We start from the raw sequence: 12,167 nt of genomic DNA, 5'->3' as shown, positions 1-12,167 counted from the left end.
ATTTCAACTGCAACAGGAATTCTGTGCCAGATCTAGGTCCAAAAATTCATGGAGTAGACTTTTCATTTTCTTCCAATTTTCTGGATGAATACAATAACACACGCTGGTCCCCTCGACATTTCCTTTGATTAATCCTACCTGCTTTAATTCTTTCAGATGTTGGGAAATGGTGGCCTGAGCCAATCCAATTTCATCAACGATATCACCACATACGCATGCATTAGTCTTAAAAAGGTATTGTAAAATGGCTACCCTGGCTGGATGTGCCAATACTTTTGCAAGCGAAGCAATTTCGTTTTGTTGCTGATTAAATATCTCTGTTTTTGCAGATCCCATGTTTTGAATTCTTATTAATCGTAAAAGTACGATTAATATAATTAGGGTCAAACTAATGAAGTTTTTTTATGAATTGAGTTTGGGATTGATACTCCTGAAATTCGATATATTTTAAAAGTGGAATTTTACACTAGGCTATGGGCATGTGCATAGTTTACCAAGCTCACAATGGTGGAGCAATCTGTTTTTCGAAGGATATTTTTTCGATGGGTTTCCACAGTTTTTTCACTGATGAAAAGAACTTCAGCAATTTGCTTCGTCGAAAAGTCCCTAACTATCAATTTGATGATTTCGGTTTCCCGAGGGGAAAGGTCGCTTTTCTCTGTCGGAGCATTTATTTGCCTTACCAGGATTTCGGAGATCTCATCGCTGAAATATTTTTTGCCGGAGGTGACTTTGTCCAATGCTTGTAACAAAGAGGAATGTGCATCATTTTTCAGGACAAAGCTGTCGATGTTTTCTTTCAGTAATTCTTTTACCACCGAAGGATCATCGTGCATGCTAAGTACAATAACTTTGATTTCAGGATTGATAGATTGTGCGACTTTGATGATCTCCAAACCAGTAAAGTCTGGTAATTCATAATCTGATACAAGGATGTCAAAATCCTGGGATGTCAAAAGACTCATTGCCTCTTTTCCACTGCTTGCAGTCCCAGTCACTTCATAGAAATCCAATCCGCTGAGCAAGCGCTGGGTGCCTTCCAACAGGATTTTATGATCATCTACTAAAAGTATTTTGAACTTGTTCATTGTCAGTTTGTCTGCCACACTTTTAAATAAACGCATCATTTTTTTATTACAAATTACGATGCGATTCAGCTTTGATTCAATACCTAATGCTAGGTATTCATTGCTACCTGATGGGAAGTATAGGCCTTTATTTTGTCTATTGAAATGGTTAAAGTGGTATTTTTTCTTCCTTCTTGAGTATCAATGTCCATTTCGCCCTTGATCAGACTTAGCCGGGTATTGATGTTTCTCCAGCCATTTCCTTTGCTGTTTTCGAAAGTCCTAAGATTAAAGCCTTGACCATTATCTTCCACTGTAATTATGATTTCTTCCTCATGGGCAGTGAATTGAATGAGAATTTCTGTGGCATTTGCATATTTAAGGACATTTGAAATCCACTCTTGCAAAATTCTATAGAGAGAAATTTCAAATACTTCATTCAATCTGCCTTCCATTCCAAAAACCTGAACTTCAGCATTCATCTGATTAGACTTATTGATTCTTGCCAGCAGCTCACGCAAAGCCGGGATAAGACCATCATTTGTCAGTACCTGTGGCATCAGATTGAAAGCGATATTCCGGATTTCATGTTGGATGTCATGGAGTAAACTGGTGGAATTGTCCACTATTTCAAGCCGTACTTGCGGGTCATTGCTCGTGTTTTTCAAACCTTGGATATTCATAGTCAGCGCACTCACCAATTGCCCCATGCTGTCGTGGAGGTCAGAAGCAAAACGCTTTCGTTCTTTTTCCTCACTTGAGATAACTGCCTGAATCTGTGCTTCGCGAAGTCTGGTTTTTTGCTCGCTAATTACTTTTTGTTGATGGATTTGAGATTGTTTTCTCCAAAGATAGAACACTAATAAAAGCAGGAGGACCACTAAAAAAAGAGCGCCAATAATGATGCTGTTTCGTTGGTTTTTTGCCAATTGAAGGCTGTTTTCCTGATCCAAAAACAAGATTTGTTGATCCTTTTTTTCTGTCTCATATTTTGTTTCCAGTTCAGCGATTTCCTTGTTGGTGTCCAGATTCAGAAGACTGTCTTCATAAATTCTAAGAAATTTTTGAGCTTCTAGTGCAGGTGCAAATTGCCTATCTGCTTCATAAACTTCAGCCAAAAGACCATAGCTGTCCTTTAAACGGTTTAGGTTCTGAAGTTTTTTGGAAAGTTCAAGGCTTTGCTCTGCTAGCCGTACAGCAGCACTGATATTTTTTCTTCTTAATTCATTCTGGGCAAGTGAATAAAGCAGAATGGAGTAGTCATAATCATTCTCATAACTTCCTGAAGTAAAGACAATCATTGCTTTCTCGAAATAGTCGTTTGCAAGATTGAATTCCCCCTTCTCAGAAAAAGCATGGCCTAAGTCTGTGTAGATCAAAGCCTGGCTTTTTGTGTCATCGGCCGAGATTGCATAAGGCAAGGCTTCCTGAAAATAATAAATGGCAGAATCCTGATCTTCCAAGCGATCATATACATTGCCTATATTCAATAAGGTCTTTTGAAGGTTTTGTCGAAACTGATCATCAGGAAGAGATTTTTTGAACTCAAGAGCCTCAAAATAATAGGCTTTTGCCTTGTCGAATTTTTCATTTAGGAAATGCACATTTCCAATATTGGTCAATACACTTCCTTTTATGCCCTGATCTTCCAATTTATTGACAATCCTCAGAGCCTCTAATTGATATTCCAATGAGGCGTCATAGTCTCCTTTGTTTTGTAGTATCAGTCCAAGATTCACTGAAGTTACTGCTACACCCCGTTCATTATTGAGAGAGGTGTATAATTCCCGGGTTTTGTCTAGGTAATAAACAGCCGAATCGTAATCGGACTTGGCCCAAAAAACCACTCCGACATTATTGGAAGCATAAGCCTGTAATGCATCAAATCCATTTTTTGAAGCGATAGAAATGGCTTGGTGACCATATTCCAATGCTTTGGGAGGATCTGAATATTTGAGATGCCAACAGAGATCTCCCATAATGGAAGCTTTGGTAGAATCGTCAGGATTATTTTTTAGGACGGTTTGAAGGCTATCGACGAGCTCAGTTTGGCTATAGGAAACAAAGCTGAAGAGGCAAAGAATGATAATTCCAAAGATTCTCAATGCTGCAGGATTAAGCGCGAATACCTACCATTAGGTATGCCAAAATACCTAATCAAGTGTATTGATACAAGGCTTTGAAGAAGAGTTATTTGTATAAAAAATATTAGCCATGAAAAACTCTTTATTAATTCTTGCCTTTTTAGTCTGCACTTTGGCAAACGGGCAAATTGTCACAGATAAAAATCTTAGCGATAACAGCTATGGAGAAAAAAAAATGAAGAATGCTCCAAAGAAGATTTACCTAAATCAATTCGCTATAAATTATCAATTGATAGCCGCAAGTTCGGAAGCAAGCTCGGGAGGTAAAACTAAAGCTGAAATGGCTGTAGGTATGGTTGGGATTGATTTAGATGTCATGCAGGAAATCACGGATAATGCCTATGCGATGGTGGTCAAAAAACTTACTGATGCTGGGATAGAAATTGTGAACTCTGATGTGGCTGAAAAGACTGATTTTTATAGTAATTGGACAAAAGCACAAGGAGGGACACCTTCCAAAGCCCAATTGCTAGGTTATGTGTCTACCGTGCCGACTGGGTTTGATTTTTTTTATAAAAAAATGGATAGCAAAGGAAAGACGAAAGGTTCATTTATCGTAGATACAACCCCTGCTTTATCAAAAGATTTGGGAGATATCCCAGTCTTTGAAGCAAACATCAGCTTCCAGTTTGTGACTATTGAAGGGAATAGCTCTTACGTAACAGATGCCACTAAGATGAAAGGAGTTGTTGAATATCAGATTCCAGAAGTGGCAATTGCTAAATCTGCGGAAGGATTTTTAGGTTCTAAAATAGAGACCTCCAGAGTGGCTGCCCGTATAGTATGGAAAGGTGGAATGAATGGGTCTGGAGCCAATGCAATTTTGTCCTACAGCCCAAAAGGAAAAATAGAAATTCCAGGAGTGATGGAAGAAAAGAAATTCAAGGAATATGTTGCACCAGATGTGAGCTATAATACTACCTACAATGGTATTTCTTATACTAATGACAAAGAAGTGGAAGTTTCTCATCAGGTAAAAGCCGATCCTGCTGCATATAAAGCAAAAACACAGCAAGCACTTAATGAGTATCTGAGTATGGTGGTTGATAATTTTATAGCGAGTTTGAATAATTAAAAAATAAGGGGAGGTCATTCGACTTCCCCTTTTCAATTATTTCGTTTTTTGAAGCTGTTTTTATTCTATGATGGAGCCAATTTCCTGATATTCGTTTTTACCCAAATACTTGTAAAGGGTTTGGTCCGGGGCAATCAATATAGTAGTAGGGAATCTCATGATTTGATATTTGCTACTAAAACCTTGACCATCACTCACCAATTCTATTTTTTTAGATAAGCTGCCCAGGTCTCTCTTCAAATTTTCTTTGTTGTCCATAGAACATAAAATAGGAATGAATTTAGAGGATTTAGGAAGCTGATCGATTGATTCTACTAGCTGGGCAAAATCTTCTTTATTCATTACTTCAGTGAAAAAATCAAACCTTACTAAAACCCATTTTCCTTTTAAGTTCTCTAAGTCGATTTCTTTGCCGTCAATAGTTTGAAAAACAAATTGAGGGAAAGGTTCTCCGACTTTGGGCTGTAATTCAGGATTACGTTTCCCGAAATTTTCTGGTGGGTTGGGATGGTAGAAAACCTTTTCAGGCACTCCATATTTATCATAAATTTTTTCTAAAGGAACATTTGGGTTTTCCTTTACGATCTTAGCAAATTCCTCCATGGAGATTGGTTCCCCAGTAACTTTGTTATACAATTTGTCATTTAAAGTAAAGCGACTCGTAAAGCCAATAGTAGTACTAACAGCAGTTGTTTTTGTGCTTTCCTGAATCGGGACTGTTTTTTTTGAACAGGAAAAGAGAAAGGCTAATAATACAGGAAGTATAAGTTTTTTCATTCAATTGTAAATTGGCTAAGGCGACAAGTTACAAGAAGCAACTAATTCCTCAAACTAAAAATTTATAATTAAAATTAACTTCGTCTTTTGATCAAAGATGAACACATTGATTTTTTCTCTAGAATTAGAAATTCTAACAATCTTTGTCTGAAACACTTACTCTTTAAACCCAGGTCCCTTGACCACCTGACCAGGCAAAGCTCCAGTATGTTCTCCGTCTTTTAGCACTTGTTTTCCATTGACAAAAACATGCACCATCCCTGTGGCATATTGCATGGGCTCTTCGAAAGTGGCATGATCCTGAATTTCATTCGGGTCAAAAATTGCCAAATCTGCAAAAAATCCTTCTTTCAATGCTCCTCTTTTTTTGATCTTCAAATTAGTTGCTGGTAGCGTTGTCAATTTGTAAATGGCCTCTTCCAAAGGAATCACTTTTTCATCTCGAAGGTATTTGCCAAGTAACCTGGAGAAATTACCAAAAGCTCGAGGATGATAGCTGGACTTCAAGAAAACCCCTTCGATGGAGTATGAACCAGCATCAGATCCAAAACTCATATAGGGAAGTGCGATCTGCTTTTTCACATTTTCTTCGGACATCAAAAAGTAAATCGTCCCAACGCGGCTTCCATCCTGCACCACCAAATCCATCGCCGTTTCTTCAGGAGAAATACCTCTCATTTCTGCTACTTCCGCCAAAGTCTTTCCGGTAAGGTATTTCAAACTATCGTTTTTAAATCCTACCAAAATGATTTTTTCTGGCCCTTCCACTGCCTGCATCAGACTTTCCCATTCATCCGTGGGAGTAGTCATCTCTTTCAATACCTGCTTTCGAATTGCCGGATCTTGAAGGCGTTCGGCCCATTTATCATATCCGCCTTCCTGCACCCATGGAGGCATAGAAGCGTCCAAACCTGTTGCTCCAGCCACATAATTATACATGTCCGTGGTGATTTCCAGGCCTGCGGCTCTGGCAGAATCAATCTTTGCCACCACAGCATCGAATTTGCTCCAATTGGCTTGTCCACTCATTTTGAGATGATACACTTCCGCACGGATATCAGCCTCATCTGCAATACGGATCAGTTCGTCTAAGCTTTCCAAAAGCCTGCCTCCTTCGCTCCGCATATGGGAGATATACATGCCATCGTATTCCGAAGCGACTTTGCAAAGTTCGATCAGTTCCTCCGTGCTTGCATAGAATGCAGGGGCATAGATCAAAGAAGAACCAACTCCCAAGGCACCTTCTTCCATGGCTTGACGAACCAAATTTTTCATGGATTCCAGTTCTTCAGGAGTCGGAGCGCGATCTTCATAGCCCAATTCATGGATTCTGACTGTTGTGGCTCCGATAAATGATGCTACGTTTGTTGAAATCCCCTTTTCAACCAAAAAATCAAGGTATTCACTCAGTGAGGTCCATTCAATCGGGAATTTGATGTCAGCTTGTGCTTTGAGTTCGTCTTCTTTCATTTCCACATTCCAAGGTCCCATCGAATTTCCTTCGCCAAAAACCTCCAAAGTCACACCTTGACGAATATCACTTTGGGAGCGTCCATCCTCGATGAGGGATTCTACAGCCCAACTCAACATATTGATAAAACCCGGAGCCACGACCAGACCTGTTGCATCGATCTCTAACTCTGCTTTCGCGTCGGCCAAATCACCAATGGAAGCAATCGTATCAGCACGAATTCCGACATCACCCACAAATCCTGGATTTCCAGATCCATCCATGATTTGCCCGTTTTTGATTAGTACATCATAAGTTTCTGGTGAAGAGCAGGCAAATAGTAGAAAGAAAGCTGCGAATAAGGAATAGGTTGATTTCATGATTCTAGGTTGAGGTGGTAAAAAGTGAAAATAAGATAGCAAAACATCTCCAATATACCTCCTTGGTCTGTGTCTTCACAGACCATAATTACTCCTTTTTTAAAATCTCTGCCAGTTCCAAAGCGCATCCCCAAGCGACCGTGTATCCTGCTCCTCCATGTCCGTAATTATGGAATATGTTTGTGAATTCTTTATCAAACTCAAACCGAACAGCCGTTCTTTTAGGTCTTAACCCGACCAGCTCTTCAAGAATTTTTGGGCTTTGGAGAATTCCTGAATCCTTGATCCGTTTCAGAATTAAAGCAGTGTCATCTGGGTTTATTTCAGGATTCCAGTCATTCTCATAATCTGTTCCTCCAACAATAGTATCGCCACTTCGATTGATGATGTAGCACAAGGCTCCCTTTTTTGTGGGATCGGCAAAAGAGATAGAATCCAGTTTTTCGCATCGCAAAATCTGTCCACGAATCGGGTAGAGTTCGGGGTCTTGACAAATTTCTTTAGCTCCAAGTCCGGTGCAATTCACGACCAAATCATCCAACTTGGTCATTTCTTCCAAAGATGAAATCAAGTTTATTTGAAATTGCCCGCCTTTGGCTAAAAATTGATTGAATAGGTAGGGCAAATACATGCCAGGCTCAACCAATGGAACTTCAGCATATAATGCTTGATCCATTCCTTTTGGTAACTCCTCTTTTGTGGCTTCTCTTACTTTTCCTTTCGGTAATTGTTCCTTCCAATCTGTATTGGAATCCGCAGTATAGGCATTGATAAAAGGAATAACTGACACCCCTGAGGTAGAAATAAGATCTTTCAAATACCTGATATAAGATTGCGTAGCCCAAGTATTTGTTTTTTCTTTTGGAGCGATTTCAAAAGGAAACCAAATCGCCCCAACTTTATTGGAAAGGCTATGTTGAAAGGATTCTTTCGCAATGCTTTTAACCTGAAATCCTGCTTCTTGCAAAGCAATGGCCGATGTCAAACCAATAATACCAGAACCTACGACTGTTACTGATTTCATTTCATTTATTCAAGCTAAAAGGGTTGGCAATTGGCCTTAGTTCTTTTAATGATTCAGACTGTCATATACCACATTCACCTTTCCAGTTTCATCCAAAATACCTTCCATTTTCAGTGTGGTGATTACTGGTTCATTATCCATTCTGACCAAAGTAACTTCATCAAAAGCCATGGAGTCTCGCGGATTTTGGGATCCTCCTGTGGTCCCTAACATAATGTAATCCCGACCTTGTCTTTTGCGATGCGAATAGGAGTGAACATGCCCATTGAATACCGTGTAAGGCCGATCTGTCAAGAGCGCTTCCAGACGTTCCAAACCTTTATTATCCTCATGTAGCCAAAGTGGTTTGTGCATCAGTAAAAAGGTCCATTTGACATCAGGATATTTAGCTAGAACTTCTTTAAAGTATTCAAATTGCTCTGTACTCATGCCACCAATATTCCGCTCGGCCATTTTATAGTAATCTGATTCTTCGTAGGATCCCTCTATTTCTCCAGCTATAATTTTTAAAGCTTTGGCGCGAGCCTCATAAATTTCCATCATCCTCTTTTCCTCATAATCCTCAGAGTCGAGCATCAAAAAGAGGATGTTTTCATAGACAAAATGATAGTAACGACGCCCAAACCTATTTTCAAAAAACTTCCGCATCACTGGATTGCTGAGGTCATGATTTCCTCCCAAGTGAAAAAATGGCATGTTCAGATGAGAAGTTCTTCCATCAAAGGAATCCCATTCTTTTGCAAGTTGAACGGTGTCTTCGGTGCCTCCCTCGATCAGATCTCCCACACTCAAAACAAAGGTTGGATCCAGGCGATTTAGCTGTCCCACAGCCGTTCCATAGATATTAGGGCGTTCACCACCTGTAAGATCAGAAATAATGGCGAAGGTGAAATCTTCCTCTTCCAGTTCAAAAGTATCACTCGTCCAGGGAGTAGGCCCACTTGTAATGTCATGTTCAAATGTTGGTTTTTGCTCGGTTGGAGCTTGACATCCAAAAGTTATCAGGCATAATGTCAAGTAGATATTTAAGACTTTCATAAGGGTGGTTTTTAGCATATTATTGATCCAACTCTACTTCACTAATCTAGCCATATTCTAATTTAAAAAACTGAATGCCTATTTCGATTTTCATTTTGTATCTGGATAAAATCAATTGTGAATTGCATTATTCTCCTGATAAAATATAATAGTACATTTATTTTCAATAGTTTAGAGTAAAGTCAAATCCATTTTTATTCTATGAGCTCCCAGCCATCAAGCATATCTGAAAACGAAAAGCATCAACCTTGGGTGAAGACATCTCATTGGATAATCACTATTAGCTTTTTGTTGCTGGTATTTACAGGAATTGAAATTTTGATGGTACATCCCAGGCTTTATTGGGGAGAAGTTGGAAATGAATTAACGCCGGCATTTTTAGAATTACCCATCAGCAGAAACCATAATCGTTCGGATTGGGAAGCTGAAGTTCCATTCTTTGATGCAGAGAATTCGCCAGTTAGCGCAGGAAGAAATGGAGAAGAAGAAATGTTTAATGAAAATGGATGGGGGAGAAGCTTACATTTTTTGTCTGCTTGGTTTCTAGTCGTGACGGGTTTGGTGTATGTAATTCTTGGTTTGTTTACTGGCCATTTTCAAAAACATATCTGGCCAAGACTTAGGGAACTGACACCTATACAGCTATTTCGTGATATCAGAGAGCATATTAAAATGAAAATAGCCCCACCTACGGGAGGACCACAATATGGAATCTTGCAAAAGATCGCTTACATGAGCATCATCTTTATTTCACTTCCAATGGCGATTATTACTGGATTCACCATGTCTCCTGCGATCACAGCAGCTTTTCCGTTTCTATTGGAAATTTTTGGAGGTTATCAGACTGCCAGAACCATCCATTTTTTCACTTCCATAGGTCTGGAGATTTTCCTGGTGATGCATATTGCCATGATTATTTTGTCAGGGTTTAAACAACAAGTACGATACATGACCATAGGAAAACAGCCATGAAGAAAAAGCAGATCATAACTAGACGTGCAGCGATTACCACGGGAGTAGCAGCGCTGGGTGCATTGCTCATACCTGGGTGTAATCAGCCAATGCCACCTAACTATGGGAATATCCTTCGAATGGGTGATAATTTTACCTATGCTGCCCATCGAGCTTTATTTTCCAGTCAATCGCTGGCCAAAGAATATAGCTTCAGCGATATTTCATCCATGCCGGCCACTGGAACCATCAATCCTGCGGATACTTCCAAGGAATATTTTAGTGAGACATATGATAAGCACTTGCGTTCAGGATTTGAAAATTGGCAATTGCCTATAGAAGGGCTTGTGGCCAGACCGGGAAACTATTCACTGGACCAACTCAAGAAATTTAATGCTCGTACCCAAATCACAAGACATACCTGTGAAGAAGGATGGACTGCCATCGCTGAATGGACCGGAGTTCCCTTGAGAGCACTTTTGGAGCATGCCGGAATGATGCCTAAAGCACGATGGGTGAATTTTTATTCCTATGATGGATGGTTGGATTGCATTGATTTAATCGATGCTTTTCATCCCCAAACAATTTTAGCCTATGGCATGAATGGGAAAAACTTATCCATTCCACATGGAGCACCGATTCGATTGAGATTAGAGAGACAAATAGGATTTAAAAGCATGAAATATCTTGAGAAAATCGTGGTCACCGAAGAATATGTCGATCCAGGAGATATCGGATGGGCATGGTATAATGGTTTTTAAAGAAAATAGCCCGATCAAGATTGATCGGGCTAATTTTTTGAAAGTATTATTCCAACTCAATTAAAATTCTTAATCAGTTGATAACTGAATTGTAGGATTTCCAAGTAGTTAGTCTTACTGATTTTTTCATCGATTCCATGGAATTTTGTCATGGACTCAGAGTTAACCCGCATCGGATAAAATCGATATACCTCTTCCGATACCGAATAGAAATATCTGGAATCTGTGGCTCCTCCAAGCAATCCAGGAACAACCACTGTATTTGGATGAAGTCCTCGGATGGTTTTTTCAAGGGTTTTATAGGCATCTGAATTTACTGTGGAAACTTGTGGAGGATCGGTGAGGAAGCCTACCGGCTCCACTTTTACTTTATCAGAAATCACAGACTCGATATGTGCCTGTACGGATTCAATGGTTTCTCCAGGAAGGATTCGGAAATTGATCGTTGCCTCGGCCACTGTCGGGATAACATTGTTTTTTACTCCTCCATCAATAATTGTTGGCGCTGTGGTGGTATGGGCATTTAATCCCTCTAAAAGCTGCTTTTTGAAAAGCCAAGGGTTGGCAAATGCCAGACGGGTCATAAATGGGAGTTCAGGCCCCAAATATTCCAATTGTGAATCGATAGGAGGTACAAGTTTGTAAGGTAATTGATTGTTTTCCAGATCCACGATCGCTTGGGCCAGCATCCCAATGGTGTTTTCACGAGGAGGAGCAGAACTGTGACCTCCACTTGTTTCCACGATCAAACGGAAGGATGCAAATCCCTTTTCTCCTAAATTGATCATGGCTACTGGTACATCTACCCCGGGCACTAATCCTTCGGCTATAAACCCTCCTTCATCCATTGTCATTGCCGCTTGAATCCCCTGAGCTTTCAGATGCTCAGCGATTTTTGCAGCGCCTTTTCCACCACCCACTTCTTCGTCATGTCCTGAAGCGATATATATGGTTCGAGTAGGTTTAAAATTTTCTGAAAGCAGCTTTTCAACTGATTCCAAAACCGCGATCAAGGTACTTTTATCATCCAAAGTTCCTCTTCCGATGATGTGGGTATCAGTGATTTTTCCTTCAAATGGAGCTGCTTCCCAGTCTCCAAGAGTTGGTTGGTCTATAGGGACCACATCTTGATGGGACATCAAAATGATTGGTTTTTTGGATGGGTCTGATCCTTCCCATTTGTAAAGCAGACTGTAAGTGTTAATTTTTTCCAGCGAAAGATTTGCATGGGTCAATGGAAAAGTTTCTTCCAAAAAACGGTGAAATCCAAAGAAGGCAGCAGAATCCGGAATAGCATCCTCACTGACTGAGATGGTTTGAAAAGTAATGGCTTTGGAGAGATTTTGGAAGACCTGATCTGAGAAGCTTACGGGTTCAATTGGTTCTACATCCGCCTGTTTCGAGTTAAAGCGAAAGGTGTTGAAAAGTAAAATGGCAACTACTGCTATGAGCAATAGGAGTAGGGCTAGAAAGAATTTTTTCATGGGTGGTTTTTTTTCA

The 12,167-nt window shown here is 39.9% G+C and carries 11 protein-coding genes; 3 read left to right on the top strand and 8 right to left on the bottom strand.

The features are described from left to right. Window positions 1-3 precede the first annotated feature (3 nt). From FHS59_RS20525 to FHS59_RS20515, 3 genes are all read right to left on the bottom strand, one after another. On the bottom strand, window positions 4-336 hold the full coding sequence (locus FHS59_RS20525) for an ArsR/SmtB family transcription factor (RefSeq protein ID WP_184497714.1): 333 nt from the start codon (window positions 334-336) through the stop codon (window positions 4-6). A 125-nt stretch (window positions 337-461) separates the two neighbouring features. Continuing rightward, entirely contained in the window at window positions 462-1,127 is a 666-nt protein-coding gene (locus FHS59_RS20520; RefSeq protein WP_184497712.1) for a response regulator, read from the bottom strand. 50 nt (window positions 1,128-1,177) lie between these two features. Continuing rightward, a complete protein-coding gene (locus FHS59_RS20515; RefSeq protein ID WP_184497710.1) occupies window positions 1,178-3,172 on the bottom strand; it encodes a tetratricopeptide repeat-containing sensor histidine kinase in 1,995 nt (664 codons plus the stop codon). 109 nt (window positions 3,173-3,281) lie between these two features. On the opposite strand from FHS59_RS20515, the gene FHS59_RS20510 reads away from it, so the two are divergent. Next, window positions 3,282-4,286, top strand: a complete 1,005-nt coding sequence (locus FHS59_RS20510) for a hypothetical protein (protein ID WP_184497708.1) — start codon at window positions 3,282-3,284, stop codon at window positions 4,284-4,286. A 60-nt stretch (window positions 4,287-4,346) separates the two neighbouring features. On the opposite strand, the gene FHS59_RS20505 is transcribed toward FHS59_RS20510, so the two are convergent. The 4 genes from FHS59_RS20505 to FHS59_RS20490 form a co-directional block, all read right to left on the bottom strand. Further along, window positions 4,347-5,063, bottom strand: a complete 717-nt coding sequence (locus FHS59_RS20505) for a TlpA family protein disulfide reductase (RefSeq protein WP_184497706.1) — start codon at window positions 5,061-5,063, stop codon at window positions 4,347-4,349. A 156-nt stretch (window positions 5,064-5,219) separates the two neighbouring features. Beyond that, a complete protein-coding gene (locus tag FHS59_RS20500) occupies window positions 5,220-6,893 on the bottom strand; it encodes an N-acyl-D-amino-acid deacylase family protein (protein WP_184497704.1) in 1,674 nt (557 codons plus the stop codon). 88 nt (window positions 6,894-6,981) lie between these two features. Then, window positions 6,982-7,917 (bottom strand): FAD-dependent oxidoreductase, encoded by a 936-nt coding sequence (locus tag FHS59_RS20495; RefSeq protein ID WP_184497702.1) that lies wholly within the window; start codon window positions 7,915-7,917, stop codon window positions 6,982-6,984. Between the two features lie 45 nt (window positions 7,918-7,962). Continuing rightward, a complete protein-coding gene (locus FHS59_RS20490; RefSeq protein WP_184497700.1) occupies window positions 7,963-8,955 on the bottom strand; it encodes a metallophosphoesterase family protein in 993 nt (330 codons plus the stop codon). A 201-nt stretch (window positions 8,956-9,156) separates the two neighbouring features. Between FHS59_RS20490 and FHS59_RS20485 the strand changes: the two genes are divergently transcribed. Both FHS59_RS20485 and FHS59_RS20480 read left to right on the top strand, forming a co-directional pair. Beyond that, the gene (locus FHS59_RS20485) at window positions 9,157-9,927 is read left to right on the top strand and encodes a cytochrome b/b6 domain-containing protein (protein WP_184497698.1); all 771 of its coding nucleotides are present in this window, start codon (window positions 9,157-9,159) and stop codon (window positions 9,925-9,927) included. Next, entirely contained in the window at window positions 9,924-10,667 is a 744-nt protein-coding gene (locus FHS59_RS20480) for a molybdopterin-dependent oxidoreductase (RefSeq protein WP_221444562.1), read from the top strand. Before FHS59_RS20485 ends, FHS59_RS20480 begins: the two co-directional genes overlap by 4 nt. Before the next feature lie 56 nt (window positions 10,668-10,723). On the opposite strand, the gene FHS59_RS20475 is transcribed toward FHS59_RS20480, so the two are convergent. Further along, window positions 10,724-12,151, bottom strand: coding sequence for a M20 family peptidase (locus tag FHS59_RS20475; RefSeq protein ID WP_184497696.1), 1,428 nt, complete (start codon window positions 12,149-12,151; stop codon window positions 10,724-10,726). Window positions 12,152-12,167 lie beyond the last annotated feature (16 nt).

The organism is Algoriphagus iocasae (assembly GCF_014206875.1).
Taxonomy (GTDB): domain Bacteria; phylum Bacteroidota; class Bacteroidia; order Cytophagales; family Cyclobacteriaceae; genus Algoriphagus; species Algoriphagus iocasae.
This window is presented reverse-complemented; position numbering and strand designations above follow the sequence as displayed.